At 76.2% G+C, this 18,074-nt stretch carries 12 protein-coding genes; 4 read left to right on the top strand and 8 right to left on the bottom strand.

Going from position 1 to position 18,074, the window contains the following annotated elements; all coding sequences use genetic code 11:
- Window positions 1–13: 13 nt before the first annotated feature.
- The 3 genes from LN037_RS12465 to LN037_RS12455 all read right to left on the bottom strand — a co-directional run bounded on the left by LN037_RS12465 (window position 14) and on the right by LN037_RS12455 (window position 4,754).
- Window positions 14–2,212, bottom strand: a complete 2,199-nt coding sequence (locus tag LN037_RS12465; protein WP_230752817.1) for a Wzz/FepE/Etk N-terminal domain-containing protein — start codon at window positions 2,210–2,212, stop codon at window positions 14–16.
- A complete protein-coding gene (locus LN037_RS12460) occupies window positions 2,209–3,543 on the bottom strand; it encodes a hypothetical protein (protein WP_230752815.1) in 1,335 nt (444 codons plus the stop codon). Before LN037_RS12460 ends, LN037_RS12465 begins: the two co-directional genes overlap by 4 nt.
- Before the next feature lie 95 nt (window positions 3,544–3,638).
- The gene (locus LN037_RS12455; protein WP_230752812.1) at window positions 3,639–4,754 is read right to left on the bottom strand and encodes a glycosyltransferase family protein; all 1,116 of its coding nucleotides are present in this window, start codon (window positions 4,752–4,754) and stop codon (window positions 3,639–3,641) included.
- Between the two features lie 83 nt (window positions 4,755–4,837).
- On the opposite strand from LN037_RS12455, the gene LN037_RS12450 reads away from it, so the two are divergent.
- Window positions 4,838–5,956, top strand: a complete 1,119-nt coding sequence (locus LN037_RS12450; protein WP_230752810.1) for a glycosyltransferase family 1 protein — start codon at window positions 4,838–4,840, stop codon at window positions 5,954–5,956.
- Window positions 5,957–5,965: 9 nt separating this feature from the next.
- Here the strand turns inward: LN037_RS12450 and LN037_RS12445 are convergent, their stop codons facing one another.
- Complete coding sequence (locus LN037_RS12445; protein WP_230752807.1) at window positions 5,966–7,240, bottom strand: glycosyl hydrolase family 28-related protein; 1,275 nt, start codon at window positions 7,238–7,240, stop codon at window positions 5,966–5,968.
- Window positions 7,237–8,673, bottom strand: a complete 1,437-nt coding sequence (locus LN037_RS12440) for a sugar transferase (RefSeq protein ID WP_230752805.1) — start codon at window positions 8,671–8,673, stop codon at window positions 7,237–7,239. The genes LN037_RS12445 and LN037_RS12440 overlap by 4 nt, the downstream gene beginning before the upstream one ends.
- A gap of 363 nt (window positions 8,674–9,036) precedes the next feature.
- On the opposite strand from LN037_RS12440, the gene LN037_RS12435 reads away from it, so the two are divergent.
- Both LN037_RS12435 and LN037_RS33170 read left to right on the top strand, forming a co-directional pair.
- Window positions 9,037–11,958: a helix-turn-helix transcriptional regulator gene (locus LN037_RS12435; RefSeq protein WP_230752803.1), complete on the top strand. Its 2,922-nt coding sequence runs from the start codon at window positions 9,037–9,039 to the stop codon at window positions 11,956–11,958.
- Window positions 11,959–12,005: 47 nt separating this feature from the next.
- Window positions 12,006–13,523 (top strand): DUF4397 domain-containing protein, encoded by a 1,518-nt coding sequence (locus LN037_RS33170; protein ID WP_305058405.1) that lies wholly within the window; start codon window positions 12,006–12,008, stop codon window positions 13,521–13,523.
- On the opposite strand, the gene LN037_RS12420 is transcribed toward LN037_RS33170, so the two are convergent.
- Window positions 13,484–14,458, bottom strand: a complete 975-nt coding sequence (locus tag LN037_RS12420) for a glycosyltransferase family 2 protein (protein WP_230752801.1) — start codon at window positions 14,456–14,458, stop codon at window positions 13,484–13,486. The genes LN037_RS33170 and LN037_RS12420 overlap by 40 nt on opposite strands.
- 179 nt (window positions 14,459–14,637) lie before the next feature.
- Here LN037_RS12420 and LN037_RS12415 point away from each other — a divergent pair, with 179 nt between their 5' ends.
- The gene (locus LN037_RS12415; protein ID WP_230752799.1) at window positions 14,638–15,918 is read left to right on the top strand and encodes a glycosyltransferase family 4 protein; all 1,281 of its coding nucleotides are present in this window, start codon (window positions 14,638–14,640) and stop codon (window positions 15,916–15,918) included.
- On the opposite strand, the gene LN037_RS12410 is transcribed toward LN037_RS12415, so the two are convergent.
- Together LN037_RS12410 and LN037_RS12405 are read right to left on the bottom strand one after the other, a co-directional pair.
- Window positions 15,898–16,914 (bottom strand): helix-turn-helix domain-containing protein, encoded by a 1,017-nt coding sequence (locus LN037_RS12410; RefSeq protein ID WP_230752798.1) that lies wholly within the window; start codon window positions 16,912–16,914, stop codon window positions 15,898–15,900. The genes LN037_RS12415 and LN037_RS12410 overlap by 21 nt on opposite strands.
- Window positions 16,915–17,195: 281 nt before the next feature.
- Complete coding sequence (locus LN037_RS12405) at window positions 17,196–18,074, bottom strand: hypothetical protein (RefSeq protein ID WP_230752796.1); 879 nt, start codon at window positions 18,072–18,074, stop codon at window positions 17,196–17,198.

Genomic DNA, 18,074 nt, shown 5'->3' with positions numbered 1-18,074 from the left:
CCGCGGTCGGCGTTCACGAGGAGGTCGGGGTCGGGCGCACCGCGCGGCGGCGGCGACGCCCGGTGGTCGTGTGCCCGTTGGTGCCGGCGGAACCGTTGCCGGTGGAACCGGTGCTGTGGCCGTTGTTGCCGTTGCCGTTCGTCCGCGGCTCCGGCGCGGCCTCGGCGGCCGTGGGCTCCGGAGCCTGCGACGGCAGCTGCCAGGACGAGGTCACCCGGCGGTGCCCGCGCCGCCGGGACCCGTTCCCGACGGCGGGTGCGGCCGGCTCGGGCGCCTCGCGCTCGGCGGGGGTGGGCGCAGCGGAGGTGGGCGCGGCGGGGGAGGGCTCGGCGGGGGTGGCGATCGGCGCCGACCCGTCGCGGGCGGCGGGGACCGAAGGCGCGGTGGGCACGGAAGGCTCGGTGGGCGCGGCGGAGGCGGTAGGCGTCGTCCCCCGGGCGCCGTTGCGCGCCGGGATGCGGCCGGTGACCGAGCCCGCGGCCGACGGGTCGACGAGCGACGCCGGGCGGGCAGGTGCCGCAGCAGGCTCCTCGTGGGTCGGCTCGTCGACGGCCGGCTCCTCGGCGACCGGCGCGGCGTCGGCAGGTTCGCCCTCGGCAGGCTCGACCCGGGTGGTCTCAGTGGTGGACCCGGAGGCGGCGACCGGCTCGGACGTCGCGGGCTCGGACGTCCCGGGCTCGGACGTCGCAGGCTCGGACGTCGCGGGCTCAGTGACGGCGACCGACTCGGACTCTGCCGGCCTCGACCCCGCCGACTCCGGCACCTCGGGCTCCGACGCCGCGGCGGCCGGGCGCTCGACCGGCGGCTCCGGCGTCGTCCTCGCGGCCGCGGCGGGGAGGGCCTTGCGGGTCTCGACCGGGGTCTCCGGGACGTCCACCGCGAAGGTGAACACCGCGCCCACGGTCTCGGCCTCCACGGTGCGCAGGCCGGCCGCGGCGGCGTCGAGGTCGTCCGGGCGGGCGGACCCGCGGCGCGCGACGACGACCACGCCGTCGGCGAGACGGGCCAGGTCGAGCGTGGCCGGGCTGCCGCTCAGCGGCGAGGCGTCGAGGAGGACCCAGCCGTAGGTCGAGCGCAGTGCGGCCAGCACCGCGGCACCGGCGGCGGAGCCCCACACCTCGCCCGGGCGCTCGACGGCGGACCCGGCGGTGATGACGTCGAAGGACCCGGCGGCGAAGCGCTGCACGCCGACCACCCCGCCCGAGGCCCGCTTCGCACGCAGCGTGTCCGACAGCCCCGGCTCCTCCGGCAGGCCCAGCGCTGCGGCGACGGCCGGACGCTGCAGGTCGGCGTCCACCAGCACGACCGACTCGCCGGCCAGCGCCAGCGCGACCGCGAGGTCCACGGCCACCGTCGTCGTGCCCTGCTCGGAGCGGACGCCGGTGACGACGAGGCAGCGCCGGTCGCCCGCCCCCGCCACGAGCGCGGTGCGCAGGCGCCGCACGGCGGCGGCGCGGTCGCGGGCCCGGGCAGCGGCCCGCCCCCGTCGTCCCGCGACCGGCTCCGCGAGCAGCGCGGGCCGTTCCGGACGACGGGCGAGCGCGGGCACCGAGGCGAGCACCGGGGTGTCGAGCCCCTCGCCCAGGACCTCGGCGGAGTCGACGGCCCGCCGCAGCGCGCGGCGCCCGAGGGCCGCGCCGACCCCCAGCACCACCCCCGCGAGCACGCCGGCGGCCAGCAGCATCGTCGTGCCCGGGCCCGCCGGGTAGACCGGCAGCGTCGGCGGGTAGATCAGCTCGGTCGAGACCACCGGGCGGTTCACGGCCTGGCCGGTCGACTCGATGCTGTTGACCAGGCGCGTGAACGCCGTGGTCACGGCGGTGCCGACGAGCTGGGCGTCCTCGGGCGTGGGCCGGGTGATCCCGACGTTGAGCACGACGGTCTCCGCCACCGCGTCCGCGCTGACCGAGTTCTGGATCTCGTCCGCGGTGGGAGTGCCGCCCAGCAGGGCGGAGGCGTCCGCCGCGACCCGGGGCCCGGTGATCAGCTCGGTGTAGGACTTGACGCGCTCGGTGGAGAGCTGGGCGCCCTGGTAGGACTCGGTCGAGCTCGACGCCGTCTGCTGCGCGGCCACGTAGAACACCGCGTTCGACGTGTAGGTGCGCGGCAGCAGCAGCGCCACGGCGGCGGCGATCGCCACGCAGACGACGACGATGCCGCCGATGAGCAGGCGGTCCTCACGCAGCACGGTCCAGTACTCGCGGGCATTCACGATGCGGCTCCACTGGTGTCGCGGATCCCGAGCCGGCGCTGGAGCCGGCGGGGCAGGAGGTCACCGGGCGCGTGGCGCTCGGCCTCGGTCAGGTCGTCGCAGGCGAGGGCCAGGGCGACGAGGACGAAGACCCACGTCGACGCGGCCGCGGGCTGCGAGAGCAGGAGCGTCGCGAACACCACGAACGCGACGGGGGCGGCCCGCCCGCGGGTCCCGCGGGCCGGGCGGACGAGCAGGAGCGGCACGAGCAGCGCCGCGGTCACGAGCAGGACGAAGGGCAGGCCGTTCACGGCGATGTCGGAGATCAGGTTGATGCCGGCCTGCTTCTCGGTGCCCTGGCCGCCCCAGGGCTTCGTGGTGAGCGCGCGGATGCCGGCCTCGGTGGCGTCCGAGCGCTCGTCGAGCGAGGCCTCGTTGGAGGTCTGCTTGGCCTGCAGCCCGAACACCGGGGCGTAGAGGGCGATCCACGCCGCTCCGACGATGGCCCCCAGCCCGCCCACCTGGCGGAGGAACCCGCCCAACCCGATGCCGCCGCGCGGGCGCAGGAAGCCCTCGACGGCGAGAACCACGACGAAGACGCCGAAGCCCGCCGTCGAGAGGGTGCCGATGAGGCCGGCGAGGATCAGGCCCCGGACGAGCCACGACCGGTAGCCGACGGCCTCGGCGAGGAACCAGCCCGCGGCGCAGTACATGGCCATCCAGCCCGACTCGCGCCCGATGCCGGTCAGCCGCGGCACGTCCATCCCGAACACCGAGGAGGTCGAGTAGCTGACGGTGAACGGGAGGTAGACCGGCTGGGGTCCGACGGTGCCCACCGGGATCATCCCGATCTGCCCCGTGCCGACGCCCGCCACCGCCCACCACAGGGCCGTGACCAGCCACAGCGCACCGATCGCGCACAGCACCAGCACGAAGCCGCGCCCGAGCGCGAGGCGGGCCCGCGGGTCGTTGAGCACGAGCACCGCGGCCACGACCGAGCCGACGGTGAGCGCGAAGTCCTGGAACTGGCTGCGGATGCGGATCAGGTCCTCGACCCACACCGTGTGCAGCACGAGCCACAGGTAGGCGGCGACGAGGAGCGCGAGGAACACCGAGACGGCCCGCACCGGGCGGGTCGGGGCGGTCTCCCGGCGCAGCATGGCCGCGACCCCGGCGGCGAGGGCGACCCCGGCGCCGATCAGGGCCGTGTACTCCCCGAGGGTGCCGGGACGCAGGAGCGGCAGCGTGGCCAGCAGCAGCCCGGCGGGCACGGCGGCGGGGACCCGGGGGGTCGTCGCGCTGCCCCGGGGATTCCGGACGACAGGTGCCCGTCCCGTCGCGAGCGTGGTCACCCGTCGTCACCTCCCCCTGGTGGGCACGGTGGGTCATCTTCCGCCGAACAGACTAACGAACGGGTGAAGAAACGCCCACTTCTCGGGGTGCCCGGTCACAACACGTCGCCGAGCAGCCCCCGGACGAAGTCGGCCGTCCCGAGCCGGGTCCGCGCCCGGCGCGCCGCGGCGGCGCGCCGTTCACGGCTCGTGACCAGGCGGCGGAGCGCGTCGGCGACGCCGGCCGCCGCGTCGGGCCCCGTGACCTCGGCGACCTCGCCGATCCCGGTACCGGTGATCATGCTCGAGGCCCACCCGCGCGCGGGGCCGAGCACCGGGACGCCCCGGGCGGCGGCCTCCGCGACGATCCCGCTCGGCGCGTCGTTGTCGTGCAGCACCGCGACCGCGTCGACCCCGGCGACGGCGGCGTCGAACTCGGCCTCGGTGAGCAGGCGGTCGTCGACGTGGAGCCGGTCGGGGTGCAGGCCGGAGGCGGCGAGCGCGGCGGTGACGTCGGGGTCGCAGCGTCCGGCCAGCACCAGGTGCACGTCGGGGACCTGCTCGAGGGCCGCCAGCAGCAGCGGGACGTTCTTGCGGGCGCTGATCACCCCGAACACGCCGAGGCGGAACGGGGCGTCGGGCTCGCGGGCCGGGGCGCCGCGGTCGTCCGGGACGACGGGATCGCGGACCGGCTCGATGCCGGGGAAGCCGCGTCGGCGCACGACGACGCCGAACGCGTCGGTCAGGAAGCGCACGCGCACCCCGGGCAGCCGGGCGAGCAGCCACGCCAGCGGCGGCTTCAGGGCCATGCCCGGGGTGGTGCGTTCCGACCCGCCGGGCAGCACCGTGCGCATGAGCAGCACCGACACCGCGGGCGGCCGGGTCCGGGCGAGGGCGAGCAGGAGCGGGGCGACGTTCTTGTCGCCGTCCGGCACCACGAGGCGGGCCCCGACGGCGGCCGCGGTCTCCACCGCGACCCGCACCGCCGCGCGGCGCTCGTCCGGGACCTCGACGACCTCGGCGGGGACGTCGGCGAGGTGCTCGGCGAACTCGGGCGAGGTCCGCACGGCGGGCGGGACGAGCAGCAGCGGCCGGGCGTCGGAGCCCGCGGCGGCCACCAGCAGCAGACGCACGTAGCGCAGCCGGTGCCCGAGCGGGTCGAGTTCCAGGACGGCGACCCGCTCGCGCCCGGTCGGTGACGCTCCGTCCGATCTCGGAGGATCTACAGCCATCTGTGCCACATCCCGATGGTCAGCTCCCTCGGTTGAACGATAATCAACCGGTGACGGACACCGTAGGTCACGACGACGGGGACATGAGCATGAAGATCGCGTGGCTCACGGACGCCCAGGCGCCGTACCGCGAACCGCTGTTCTGCGAGCTCGCGGACCGCTGCGACTTCCGGGTGCACTTCCTGTTCGCCGAGGAGCCCGAGCGCCACTTCCGGTTCCGGCCGCACCCGGGCTACTCCTCCGGCGTCCTCCCGTCCGTGCCGATCCCGCTGCCGCGACCCCTCGCGCGCCGGCTCGACTCCTACCAGGCGGCCCTGCGTCCGGGGATCACCCGGCGGGTGCTCGACGCCGCGGACGTCGTCGTGATCCCCACGTGGGCCCAGGTCGCGAGCGCGTGGACGATGCTGCGCGCGCACCGGCGCGGCGTGCCCTACGTGATCTTCTCCGAGTCGACGCTGGAGTCGCGCCAGTTCGACCGCGGCCCGGTGGCGTGGTTGCGGCGGCGTCTGTTCACCCGGGCCGGGGCCGTCGTCGTGCCCGGTCCCTCGGCGCGTGACGCCGCGCTGCACACGGGCGTGGCCCGCGACCGCATCGTCGAGTCGGTCAACTCGATCGACCTGGAGGCCTTCGGGACGCGACCGCGCGCCCTGCGCCGGGCCGCGGGTGCCGGCCGGGGCCCGGCGGCCGCGCGGCACCGCTTCGCGGTGATCGGCCAGCTGATCCCGCGCAAGAACGTCCACACGCTGCTCGACGCGTTCTCCCGGCTCGACGGCGAGCCCACCCTCGACGTCGCCGGGGACGGGGTCGAGCGCGCGGCGCTCGAGGACCAGGCCCGCGCGCTCGGCGTCCTCGACCGGGTGCGGTTCCTGGGCTTCCTCGACGAGCCCGGCGTCGTCGAGGTCCTGGCGCAGGCCCAGACGCTCGTGCTGCCCTCCACCGAGGAGGTCTACGGGTTCACCGCGCTCGAGGCGCAGGTGGCCGGGCTGCAGGTGGTGGTCTCGGCCCGCGCGGGCATCGCCGAGAACCTGACCGGCGTCGAGGGGGCGTGGGTCGTCGAGCCCGACACGGACGGGCTCCTGGGCGGGCTCCGAGCCGCCCGGGAGGCATGGACGGGGTGGACCGAGGACGTCCCGGCCGACGCCGCCTCACCCAAGCGCTCGGCCGACGACGTGCTCGCCGCCGCCGCGCGCGCGACCCGCTAGGGGCCGCACTCAGACCGCGGCGTTCGACCCCACCGCCACCCGGGTCGCGCCCTCGAGGTCGAGGGCGTCGTCGAGGGCGAGACCGGAGATGCGGTTCCCGGTGATCGACCCGCCGTCGACCCCGAGGAAGGCGACGGCCGTGACGTCGGGGGAGCAGCGGAAGTCGTTGCCGGTGACCGTCACCGCGGTCGGCGGGACGACGGGGCGGCCGCCCGCGGAGCTGCCGCGGCCGCCGGCGAGCGCGTTCACCACGGCGATCTCGGCGGTGTTGGCGGTCGCGTCGAAGACGTTGCCGCGTACCACCACGCGGGTGCAGCCCTGGATGATCTGCACGAAGGCGTACTCGGAGAGCCCGCAGGCCGTCATGCGGTTGTCGGTCACGGCGACGTCGGAGGACCAGTCCTCGACGTGCACGGCCTCCATCCGGTAGTTCGTCATCGTGCAGCCGGAGATGGCGACGTCGGCGCAGTAGGCGACCCCCACGGCGAAACCGGGGGAGTCGTTGTCGCGGAAGGTGCACCCGCGCACCCGGACCCGGCGGAAGGAACCGCTCGGGCTGTTGAACTCCAGGTCGGTGTTCGCGTTGCGGGCGAACGTGCACCCGCCGACCTCCACCCCCGTCGTCACGGCCGGGGAGTCGTTGGCCTGGTACAGCCCGTAGGTGAGCCGGTGGAACAGCGAGTCGGTCAGCGTCAGCGCGGTCGAGGTGTCGCCGTCGACGCCGAGCTGGATCCCGTGGCAGAACGAGGCGTACACGTCCGCCGCGCCGGAGAACACGAGGCGGGAGAGCGTGAGGCGGTCGACCTGCCCCACGCGCAGCAGCACCGTCTCGACGTCGCCGGCGCGGGCGAGCTCGAGCCCGTCGAGCGCGCAGTCGGCGCCGCGGACCTCGATGGCGGCCGTCGCCCGGGGCGTCATCCGCAGCACCGAGCGGCCGGGCTCGCCGGCGAACAGGACGCCGGGCGGGACGACGAGGGGCCGGGTCGGCACGAGGTGGTAGGTGCCGGCCGGGACGAACACGGTGTCGCCGGCGCGGGCCTGCGTCATCGCGCGGGCGAAGGCGGCGGCGTCGTCGGTCACGCCGTCGCCGGTCGCGCCGACGGCCCGGACGTCCACCACCGTCCCCTGCCGCCGCGGGGGGCCGGCGGGACGCGGCAGGTCGGGATCGGCGGCGGGCGGACCGGCGCGCCGGGACCCGAACACCGAGGCACAGGCCGCGGTCCCGACGACGGCCGCGCCCGCGGCCGCCGCCGTCGTCAGCACCCGTCGTCGGGACGCAGTCACCGTCCCTTGGCGAACAGGACCTCGGAGACCGTGCGCAGCAGCACCTTCGCGTCGAGCCACAGGGACCAGTTCTCGATGTAGTAGTTGTCGAAGCGCGCCCGGTCGGAGATCGGGGTGTCGCCGCGCAGGCCGGACACCTGCGCGAGCCCGGTGAGACCCGCGGGCACGCGGTGCCGGTGACCGTAGCGCGGATGCTCCGCGGAGAAGCGCTCGACGAAGTGCGGTCGCTCCGGTCGCGGGCCGACGATCGTCATCTCCCCGCGCAGGATGTTGACCAGCTGGGGCAGCTCGTCGAGCGACGTCGCCCGCAGCACCCGTCCGACCGGGCCCACGCGGTCGTCCTGCGCGATCGACCAGCGGGTGTCGCCCTCGGCCGACGTCGCCGGCCGCATGGAGCGGAACTTCAGGCACTCGAAGCGCCGGCCGTCGCGGCCGACCCGCACCTGGCGGAACAGGACGCCCGGCCCGCCCTCCCAGCGGACGGCGAGCGCGCAGGTCAGCAGCACGGGGGAGAGGAGCAGCAGTGCCAGCGAGGAGGCGACCACGTCCACCGCGCGCTTGAGGGCCCAGGCCGGACCGTCGAGGGCGGGCGTGCGGATCCGCATCACCGGGAGCGACCCGATGTGGTCGGTGTGCCCGGTGGCGGTGGCGAACGCGTGCAGGCGGGGGACGACCAGCAGGTCGCAGCCACGGGTGGCGGGGGTGCGCACGCGGTCGAGCAGGTCCTCCTCCCGGAAGGTGCCGTCGCCGACGAGCAGGACGTCGACACCGTGCTCGGCGACGAGCGTGTCCAGGTCGCCCAGCGTGCCCAGCCACGGCACCCGGGCGGAGGCCGGTCCCGGGAGGGTGTCGACGTAGCCGGCCACGGCCAGGCCGTAGCGGGAGTAGCGGTCGAGCAGCGTCGCGACCTCGCCGGTGAGCTCGCCGCCGCCGACGAGCAGGGTGCGGTGGGCGACGATCCGACGGCGCCGCGCGGTGAGCACCACGGCCGTCGAGACCGCGCGTCCCGCCACGACCAGCCCCACCGAGGCGAGCGAGGTGAGGACGAACTCCGTCACGCCCCCGTTGTCGTGGCGCACGGCGAACACGGCGGCGACCAGCGCGATCGCCACCAGCAGCCGACCCAGCAGGGCCGGCAGCTCGTCGAGCACCGACAGGTGCAGGCGGGCCCGGTAGCGCCCGCCGCCGCAGACCAGGGCGACGGTGATCACCGAGAGGGCGGCGAACGCCTTCCAGTAGTGCGGGTTCCAGGCCATCGGCAGCGCGGTCATCGCCGCGTCGAGGGGGAGGACCAGCATCCACGCCTGGATCGATCCCGCCCGGCGGACGCCGAGGAGCGGTCGGACCTGCGGCCGGTCCAGTGGGCGCTCGCGTCCGGGGGAGCGACGTACGGGCAGGTCGCGGCGCAGCACCTCCGGCGAGGTGCTGCTCACACTGGTGCGTTCGGACGCAGGCCAGGCGGGCCCGACGGTCCCGCGGACAGCGGCCATTCGTACCGTGCCTCCCCTGGCGTGATCACTCACTGCGACTGCCGAGACAAATCGTGGGCGATCGATCGGCGCAGGACCCTGGGAACTCTTCCCAGGGTTCCACCGTGTGCCTCACTCACTCGGGGAGACATCCGAGTGAGAATCGTCCGTTAGAGTGAGGCTCAGCTACGCGTTGCTGTCGCTGGATCTCGGTACCCGGGTTCTGATGCAATCGGGGCATCGTTCGGACGGGTGGCGACGGAACGGACCGTACTGGGAGGTTCTGCGGTGTCGAGGACGACGGAGGATCACGAGTCGTCACCGAGCGTGTCTGTCTTCGGCGTGCGGGCCCCGGTCGGGCGCGGCGTGGAGATCGCCCGTCTGCACGAGACCCTCGACCGCGTCCGCCGCGGCCGGTCCGCACGGGTCCTGCTGACCGGGGAGTCCGGGGTCGGGACGACGACCCTCGCGGACGCCTTCTGCGCGCAGGTCGTCGACGGTCCCGACGGGGCGGTGGTCGTGCGCGTGGCCGCACCCGAGCCGGTCGGGGCGCCCGTCGCGTACGCCACGACCGAGCTGCTGGCCCGGGCCCTCGACGACCTCGTGGCCCCGGAGCAGGCGACGTCCGCCCGCTCCGCACTCGCGCTGCACGACGTCCTCGCGGCGGCCCGGCGGACCGCGGCACCCCGACCCGTGGTCCTCGCCCTGCACGACCTGCACCACGTCGACCCGGCCTCCGCGACCGTCCTGGCGGACCTGCTGCGCCGGCTGCACGGCGGGGGCGTGCTGGTCCTGGCGTCCGCCACCGACCCGTCGCGCCTCGCCGTCCGGGGCCGGGCGTGGTGGCCGCGGCTGTTCGCCGACGGCGGGTCCGGGGCGGGCCCGGACGGCACCGCCCTGGCCGGCGTGGCGACCGAGGTGCGCACCGTCCTGGTCGGCGGGCTCGACGCGGCGTCGGTCGCCGCGTTCGCCGCGACCCGGCGTCCCGCGGCCCCCGCCCTCGGATCGGCGGCGGCCGCCCGCCTCGTCGCGGCCACCGGGGGCCACCCGGTGCACCTGGAGCTGCTGCTGCGCACGGTGCCCGACGACGTCCTCGCCGGGGACGGGTCGCCCGCCGCGCGCCGGTCGCTCGCCACCCGCGTCGGGCACGCCGTCGCCGTGCTCTCGCCCCGGACCCGCGACCTGGTCGCGGCGCTGGCCGTGCTCGGTGGGTCGGCGCCGATCGCGCTGCTCGAACAGGTCGCCGCCGTGACGCCGGGGAGCACCCCGCCCACCGCCGCGGCCGAGGCGGCGACGGCCGGCCTGGTCGACGTCCACGCCCGCGGGCCGCGGGTCGAGCTCCGCTTCCCCCACCGCCTGATCCGGGACGCCGTCTACCGCGGCCTCCCGCCCGAGACCGCGGCGGCCCTGCACTGCACGGCGGCGGCGGCGACCGGCGGACGCACCGGGTTCGCGCACGCCGTGGCGAGCGCCGCGGGCACCCCGTCACCCGAGGTCGCGGGCGCCCTCGCGGCCGCGGCGGCGGCCGAGAGCGACCACGACGAGGCCGCCACCCTGCGCCTGTGGGCCGCCGAGCTGGCCGTCTCCGGCGTCGACCGCGAGGCGTACCTGCTCGACGCGGCCGTCCACCTCGTCTCCGCCGGCAGCCTCGCGCGGCTGCGCGCGGTCGAGGGGCCGCTGCGCACCGCCCGGGCGTGCGGCGCGCGCGACCTCGCCCTCGGCACGCTCGCGTTCGAGTCGGGCGACCCGGACGCGTACGTCCCCCTCGCCGCCGCGCTCGCCGACGAGGAGGCCGGTGCCACGGTGCGGGCCCTCGCGGCCCTCAAGCTGGGGGCCCACCACGTGCTGCACGGGCGGGGCGCCCGCGCGGTGGAGGTCGCCGCGCACGTCGCCGAGCTGACCGACGACCCCGGGCTCCGGGAGGGGGCGCGCACCCTCGAGGTGGTCGGCAGTGCCCTGCGCTGGGGACCCGACACCGCGCTCGACGTCCTGGGGGAGCACCTCGACGGCGTGTACGGCGCCGACCTGCTCGTGGTCTGCGGCCGGCTGTACCTCGCCGCGGGCGACCCGGCGTCGGCGTACGTCCACCTGCACCGCGGCCTCGACCGCATCCGGGCCGGGTCCGCCACGACCATGGGACGTCTCGTCCACCTGTTCCTCGCCGAGGCCGCCTTCCGCACGGGGCGGTGGGACGAGGCCGAGACCGAGGCCCGGGTGGGCGCGACGGCCGCGCCGGAGGCGGGCAGCACGTGGATCGCCCCCGCGGCGCGGGGCATGTGGTCGGTGGTCCGGGCCGCGCGCGGCGGGCTGGGCGACGCCGAGGCGGACCTCCGCGCGACCCGCGGCCCGCACCTCGCGCCGAACGCCCTCGGGGCCTTCACCCGCGACCTCGCCGAGGCGTTCGTCGCGCAGGTCCGCGGCGACGTCGAGCGGGCCTACCGGGTGCTCAGCGACCTCGCCGACGGCCCCGTGCCCGCCCTCGAGGCCGCGCCCCTGGCGCTCTGGCGGGTGCTGCTCGCCGACGTGGCCGTCGACGCGGGTCGGCTCGCGATGGCGGGGGCGGTGCTGCAGGGCTTCCCGGCGGCCGGGACCCCGCTGTGGTTCCAGCTCTCCCGGCACCGGTTGCTGGGCCGGCTCGCCGACCGCAGCGGGAACGTCCCGGCCGCCCGGCAGCACTACCGGGACGGCCTCGACCTCGTCGCCGCCCGCCCGGCCGACGCGGCCGAGTGCCCCGTCGAGGTCGCGGCCCTGCACGCGGCGGCGGGCCGTCTGGGTCGGCGGCAGGGCTGGGCCAGCGCGGCCGAGGACCTCGCCACCGCCCGGCGCGGGTTCGCCGGGCTGGGGGCGACGCCGTGGGTGGCCCGGGTCGACGCCGAGATCGACCTCGGCGTGCCCGGTGTGACGTCGTCGGCCCCGCCCGCCCCGACGGTGCCCGAGCCCAGCTGGGCGGCGACCGGCCCGATCGCGGTGCACGACGGGTCACCGGCGGTGCGGACCGCACCCGACGCCGTCCCCGACACGCTGCCCGCGGCCGCCGCCACGGTGCTCCCCGAGTCCTCGGCGGAGCACGCCTCGCTCACGCCGCGTGAGCGCGAGGTGGTCCGCCTCGTCGCGCAGGGGCTGACGAGCCGCGAGGTGGCCGCCGCCCTCTACGTCACGCCCAAGGCCATCAGCTACCACCTCGGGAACGTCTTCGCGAAGCTCGGCGTGACCTCCCGCCGCCAGCTCTGGGGCCGCACCTTCGACTGATCCCGGTGCGCCACATAGGTGACGCCCGTCCGGGGTACTGGTCCCGCATGGCAGAGCGTTCCCGACGACGGGTGTGGTGGGTCGTGGGCGGCGCCGCGGCGGCGCTGGTCGTCGCGGTGGGTGCGGTCGGCGTCGTCGGTGTCCGGGAGGCCGTCGCCGACCCCGGCACGGGCATGCTCCGCCTGGCGCACCTCTCGCCGACCACGCCGGCGGTCGACATGTACGCCCAGGGACCCGACCTGCCGCTGACCGAGGTGGCGGGGGACGTCTCCTACCGCGCGGTGAGCCCGTACCTCACCGAGCCGGCGGGCACCTACCGCATCCAGGGGCGCCCGGCCGGTGCGCCGCAGACCGCGCCGCCACTGTTCGACGTGGCCGTCGACATCCCTGCGGGCTCCGCGCAGACCGCGACGTTCGTGGACATCGGACCCGACGGCGCGACCCAGGCGCAGGTCCTCGACGACGAGACCGCTCCCGCCCCGGCCGGCTCCGGTGGTCTGCGCATCGTGCAGGCGGCCGCCGAGGTCGGGCCGGTCGACGTCACCGGCACCGACCCGTCGGGCGACTCCCCGCCCGTCCCGCTGGCCCGCAGCCTGTTCTACGGCTCCGCCACGCCCTACGCGACGGTGCCGGCGAAGCCGTGGCAGCTGCAGGTGACGAGCCGCAGCGGGAAGTCCTCGAGCGTCGAGGTGCCGGTGACCAGCACCTCGGTGGCCACCCTCGTCGTCACGCGGGCCGCCGACGGCGGGCTCGCCACCCAGGTGGTCGCCGACGCCGCGTCGGCCGCCGCGGCGCCGACCCCCGCGCCCGGGCAGCCCGCGCCCGCCCCGAGCCAGGCGCCCCGCACCGCCGAGTCGTCGGTCCCGCCGGTGGCACCCGGGACGCCCGCCCCGCCGCAGCCGTCGAGCGCCGAGACCACCTCGGCCGCACCGCCCGCGCCGAAGGCCCCGAGCCCGCCGTCGGGAGGGATCGGCGCCGGCCTCGGCGGGCTCAGCCACTCCGGGCTCGCCGCCGGCGGCATCTGGGACACGATCTCGGGCTGGTTCGGCGACGACCCGACCGAGGGGGTTCCGGCGGCGGTCAGGATGCCGCTCGCCATCGCGACCGCGCCGCCGCCCGGCGGCCCGCACCCGACGTCGTTGTCGATCCCCGCGATCAACCTCGACGTCGACGACCCGGTCGACCTGCGCGTCGACTACCGCGGCGCGCTGCAGGTGCCGACCGACTTCTCCAAGGTCGGCTGGTTCAGCTCGTCGGCCGTTCCCGGGGACCCGGGGTCGTCGGTGATGGTCGGCCACGTCGACACCCGGCGCGGCCCCGCCGTGTTCGGCGCGCTGGACGACCTGAAGCCCGGCGACGTCATCGAGGTCGGACGCTCCGACGGCGGCACCGCCCGGTTCGGGGTCGACTCGGTGGAGACGTTCGCCAAGGACGGCGTCCCGACCGAGCGGGTCTACGGCCCGACGACGACGCCGACGCTGCGCCTCATGACCTGCGGCGGCCCGTTCGACGACGCGACGCTGAACTACCGCGACAACATCGTCGTGTTCGCCACCCCGCGCTGACCGGGGGGCACCGGGCGGCGGCCGAGCGCGGCCGACGCCACCCGGTGCCGCCGGGACGCCGGGTCGGTCGACGCGGCGGCGATGAGCTGGGAGCGCAGCCAGGTCAGCGGCTCGCGCACCATCCCGTACGCGACGTCGCGGCGGCGCACGACGCCGCGGTGCTCGCGGCGCAGGGTGCGCAGGAACGCGTGCTGGGTGGCGGTGTTGGCCCGGCGGTGCGACGACGTCAGCGAACCGGTCGCCAGCCGGAACTGCGAGAGGCTCTCCGGCATGCCGTAGAAGCGGCCCTGGGTGACGAGCCGGGCGGCGAGACCGACGTCGAGCACGTAGGTGTCGGCGGGGAAGCCGCCGCAGGCGTCGTAGGCGTCGCGGCGGAACAGCATGTTGCCCGGCGCGCCGATGGGGTTGCCGCGGTGGCGCACGATGCGGCGCAGCACGGTCGCCCCGTCCCGCGGTCCGATCAGGTCCGGTGAGCCCAGCGCGCGGCCCGTGACGATGACGCGGTCGTCGTCGTCGACGAGGTCGTGGCGGCACGACACCAGCGCGAGGGACGGGTCGGCCTCCATCAGCGGGACCTGCTCGGCGAGCAGGGTGGGCGCGAGGAGGTCGTCGGCCATGAGGACCTTGACCAGCGGGGCGCGGGCCAGCCGGACGGCGCGGTCGAAGTTCTCGGGGGCCGGCACCGTGGCGTCGTTGTGCTCGAGGCGCACGCGCGGGTCGCGGAAGGACGCGACGATCTCGGCCGAGGCGTCGGTGCACGCGTTGTCCAGGACGACGAGCTCGAAGTCGTCGAAGGTCTGCCCGAGCACGCTCGCGACGGTGCGGCCGATGTAGCGCTCCTTCTGGAACAGCGGTACGACCACCGACACCCGCGGCGCCCGGGTGCGGTCACCCGGTGTGGTGGAGACCGGCCTCGTCGCGCGTTCGGGGGACACCGCGCCATCCTCTGCGTCGCACCCGGCCACCGTCAACGGGCGAATCGGACACCGGGGGTGGTTTCGCCACCCGTGTGGCGTGGGTCCGCCGAACCTGGGATCTGTTTCCAGGGTGGTCGTCGGGCGCCAGGTCGACCATTGAACGTCGGACGATCTCGTCGACGTGGAGGAGCCGACCGATGGTGATGGCGCCCAACCGCCCTCGGCCGGGCGGGGCGGACGACGCGCCCGGGTCCTCGTCGGGCAGCCTCGACGTCTGCGTGATCGGCATGCACTACGCGCCCGAGCACACGGGCAACGCGCCGTACACCACGGGCATGGTCGGGGCGCTGCACGCGGCCGGGCACCAGGTGCGGGTCGTCACGGGCTACCCGCACTACCCGGCGTGGGAGGTCACCGCCGGCTACTCGGGGCTGCGCCGCCGTGAACGCATCGACGGCGTGCCGGTCACCCGGGTGCGCCACCCGGTCCCCGCCGTGCCCGACGCGCGCCGCCGCATCGTCATGGACGCCGCGTTCACCGCGCACGCCGCGCTGGTCCGCGGCCCGCGGCCCGACGTCGTCGTCGCGGTCAGCCCCGTCCTGCTCACCGTGCTCGCCGGGCTGCGGTGGCGCCGGGAGGGCCGGACCGCGCTGGGCGTCGTGACCCAGGACCTCTACTCCCGGGCGCTGACCGAGACGCGCATGACGTCGTCCCGGATGGCGTCGCTCGGTGCGCGGCTGGAGGGCGGCCTGCTCGCGCGGGCCGACGGGGTGGCGGTGGTGCACCCGTCGTTCGTCCCGACCCTCACCGGGCTCGGCGTCGACCCCACGCGCGTGACCACGATCCCGAACTGGTCGCACATCGCCCCGCCGACCCGCGACCGGACCGCGGTGCGCCGCGAGCTCGGGTGGCGCGAGGACGAGGTCATCGCGCTGCACGCCGGGAACATGGGCGTGAAGCAGGGCCTCGGGAACGTCGTCGAGGCCGCGCGGCACGCGGACCTGGCGGGCTCCAAGGTGCGGTTCGTCCTCCTCGGCGACGGCAACCAGCGGGCGCGCCTGGCCGAGCTGGGGGCGGACGTCGAGCGCCTCACCTTCCTCGACCCGCTGCCCGGCGACCGGTTCCCCGACGCCCTGGCGGCGGCCGACGTCCTCGTCGTGAACGAGGCCGAGACCGTGGCCGAGATGAGCGCGCCGTCCAAGCTGACCTCGTACTTCGCGGCCGGTCGGCCGGTGGTCGCGGCGTCCTGGGCACGGTCGGCGGCCTCCGCCGAGCTGGTCCGCGCGGACGCGGGGCGGCGCCTCGACCCCGGCGACCCCGAGGCACTGCACGCCGCCGTGCTCGCGACCGCGGGCGACGACGAGGCGGGGGAGCGCGGTCGCGCCTACGCCGCCGACGCGCTGGGCGCCGGACGCGCCCACGCGGCGTACGTGGCGTGGGTCGAGGGACTAGCGGCTTCACGGGGTGCAGCGCGGTAGTCCGCGCCCGCCCCGGTCGCCGCGCACCACGTAGACCTCGGAGAGGTAGCCGGTGCGGCCGTCGGGGAAGCTGACGCGGTACCAGAGGTCGGACTGGGCGCGCTCCGGGTTGCGGCCCTGGTCGGGGTCGGCGAGGTCGACGTTCCACATCATCTGGCCCTGCGTCCAGCAGTTCGCGACGACCGCGGCGCCCGAGGCCATCTCCGTCCCCGGCACCTTGCACGAGCGGCTCGGCGACGCGCAGTACGACAGGGCCTCGGTGGACAGGTAGGCCGGCGTGCGGTCCTCGACGAGCCGGTCGGCTCCCAGGGCGACCTTGTTCTGCACCTCGATGGCCTCGACGGTCTGCGGTACGACCGGTGGGTCCGGGACCGTGACCCGACCCAGCAGGAACCCCAGCGCGAGCGCCACGACCACGATTCCGGCCGCGACGAGGAGGGGCCGGCGGGGAGTGCGGGTGGTCCGGGGTGGGTCGGCGGACGTCAGCGGTGGCACACGGCTGCCGCTCGACGTGAGCAGGTCGCCACGCTCGACGGGGTCGGAGTCGGGGTCGGGGCCCGGTGTCAGGTCGGCGCCCGGTGTCGGGTCGGCGCCCGGTGTCAGCGGTGGCACACGGCTGTCGCTCGACGTCAGCAGGTCGCCACGCTCGGCGGACTCGGCGGCTTCGGCGGGCTCGGCGGGCTCGGCGGGCTCGTCGGGCGCGACCGGCTCCGGCAACGCCGGGGGAGCGCCGAGCGTCGCGCGGAGGGCGTCCCACCGGGCGCGCCACGGTGCGGGGTCGGCGTCGCAGGCCCGGACGTAGTCCTCGACGGTCTCCCAGCGCGGCAGATGCCGGCCCGCCGAGGCGTCGGCGAGGGCGGTCTTCGAGCGTCCCGTGCGCCGGGCCATCGTCGCGAACTTGGGGCTCCCGGCCTGTTCGCGCAGGGCGCGCAGGTCGCGGGCGAACTCGACGAGCGGACCGCCGGCGGGGTCGAGCTCACGCTGCGGTCGGGGCACGGTCGTCCCTCCGGGAGTCGTCGGTGGTCCTCCCGGATCCCATCGACCGGACCGCCCGCGCAGTTACCCGATCGGGTGACCACTCCCGCCCCGGCCGAACGCTCCGGGGTGCCCCTCGAGACCCCGGATCGGCGGCCCCGACTCGAGCGCGGGAGTGGTCACGCGGAGCAGCTTCGCGGGCCTCGGATCTCCCCGGAAGTGAACCGGACAACGGCCTGGTCCGGCGGACAACCCCGCAGCGTCGCCGGACAACTCGATGTGTGACCACCGCGTGCCGCCGTTCAGGGCGGAGGAGGCAACGGCGCGCCGGCACCCCGGATCAACTCCACGTGGTCGGCCGTCCACGGGGCGTCGAGCAACATCCGCGGTGTGACCAGGGAGAACGGCAGGCGCGGCGCGCGCCCGTCGTCGTCGGGAACGGTCCGTGGGGTGCGTCGACCCTGCGACAGCGCCGGTCCGTCGCCGCGCAGGAACGGGCTCAGCAGGATGTCGACGGCGGCCTGGTCGAGGAAGGTCGGCATGGCCTCCTCGACGGCGGCGAGCAGGCGGTCGTAGGGCGCCTGGAGGTCGTCGTCGGTGAGCCAGCCGAGGGTCCGGACGAGCAGCGAGTCGAGGAACCCCTCCTGGACCGGTGGGCCCGAGGCGGGGCGCTGCGGGTCGGGCGGTGCGAGCACCTCGTGGGAGAACGGGCGGTCGTAGAGCCGCGTGACGAGTTCGGCGCAGTAGAACTGCCGGCGCTCCGGCACGCCCTCCCAGGCCGAGGCCGCCTCGACGGCGAGCGCTCGCACGCGACGGGCCTGCACCGGGTCGAGGTCGGGGGCGAACGTGGCGAGGGCGATGGCCACGATGACGAGCTTCGGCACCGAGAAGGTCCCGTCGTCCTCCGGGGTGTGCCACGACGCGAGCCGCTCCAGCGCCGGGCCCCGGGGCACCTCGGGGCGCACGGCGAGGCGGTACACCGACTGGCCGAGGTCCCAGAAGTGCGAGACGTGGTCGCCGCGGATCCCGCCGAGGTCGAACGGGCGGGTGCGGCAGAACGACATGTGCACGGAGGCGACGCGGCCCTCGCCGTCGGCGACGGCGATCGCGGAGTGCGAGAAGCCGGACCCGTCGAGCCGGGTGATCATGTCCCCCAGCGGTTCGCCCGGGATGGGAGTCAC

It is taken from the genome of Actinomycetospora soli (assembly GCF_021026295.1).
Classification (GTDB): domain Bacteria; phylum Actinomycetota; class Actinomycetes; order Mycobacteriales; family Pseudonocardiaceae; genus Actinomycetospora; species Actinomycetospora soli.
This window is presented reverse-complemented; position numbering and strand designations above follow the sequence as displayed.

Excerpts from the sequence above, each read along its gene's own strand:
- LN037_RS12455 (WP_230752812.1), bottom strand. The coding sequence starts at position 4,754 with ATGGCTGTAGATCCTCCGAGATCGGACGGAGCGTCACCGACCGGGCGC.
- LN037_RS33170 (WP_305058405.1), top strand. The coding sequence starts at position 12,006 with ATGGCAGAGCGTTCCCGACGACGGGTGTGGTGGGTCGTGGGCGGCGCC.
- LN037_RS12415 (WP_230752799.1), top strand. The coding sequence starts at position 14,638 with ATGGTGATGGCGCCCAACCGCCCTCGGCCGGGCGGGGCGGACGACGCG.
- LN037_RS12450 (WP_230752810.1), top strand. The coding sequence starts at position 4,838 with ATGAGCATGAAGATCGCGTGGCTCACGGACGCCCAGGCGCCGTACCGC.